The sequence below is a fragment of the Pseudomonas sp. WC2 genome, from assembly GCF_050586545.1.
Classification (GTDB): domain Bacteria; phylum Pseudomonadota; class Gammaproteobacteria; order Pseudomonadales; family Pseudomonadaceae; genus Aquipseudomonas.
Map to the genome: position 1 here is coordinate 1 of NZ_JBOBDR010000045.1, position 786 is coordinate 786.

General features: G+C 61.8%; 1 pseudogene. It reads right to left on the bottom strand.

The annotated features are described in order from the left end of the window. Window positions 1–743, bottom strand: a pseudogene (locus tag ACQ4OE_RS26740) (hypothetical protein); the annotation flags it as partial. Window positions 744–786: the final 43 nt, after the last annotated feature.

Consider the following 786-nt stretch of genomic DNA (forward strand, 5'->3'; position numbering starts at 1 on the left):
ATGTACAACTGATCGTCTTGACGGAAACCGAACACCGACTGCGGGGCCTGGGTCAGGTCCATGCGCAGCACCGGCAGCCAATTACCGGTGGCGGTGAAGTAATCGCGCTGGTCTTTCTGCGCACCGAGCAGGGACTGAGGGCGATTGACGTCATAGAACAGGCCCAGGATCGGCAGTTTGTCCGGTGTCTGTTCTGACCAGTTCCTGATTTGCAGCAGCGTCGGTTGAGCTGCCCACTGTGCATCCAGCGCCTGATGCGCCGTCAGGCTTGCCATGAACTGCGCCGGGTCCTGACTGCTTAGCGAACATTGTCCCGCGGCTTGTTGCCCCTCCTGGGTAAAATGCGCGAGCCAGCTCGGTGTGTCGGTGACACCCAGTGCGCGACATGAACCAAGATCCTGGACGCTTCTTGCCGCCGCAACCCAGCCACAACCCGAGTCGGGGCGCGTGCTTTGCACCGCAAATGCGAAGGGATAGGCGCACAGCACCTCAAAGGGTTTGCCCTGTCCGATAGCGGTGAACCCGTCGCTGAAAATCACTCCGTTCGCTTGTTCGAGCACGCGCGTGTCGAGATCGGCCCTCAAGTAGTTGAAGCTTTGCGCGCCGAGCTGCACGGCTTGCTCGCTGTGCTCCCAGAACGTCCGAGTCCCCGTGCTGCCGCGCAGCAGTACGCCGCTGCAGAAGTACGCTGGCTTGCCGCCGACGCATTCCGTCGCACGGCTTTGATAACGGGCATTGAGCAACTGCGCGGTTTCCGGCCCTGTTGCCGCCTCGCTCAGGCTGCTG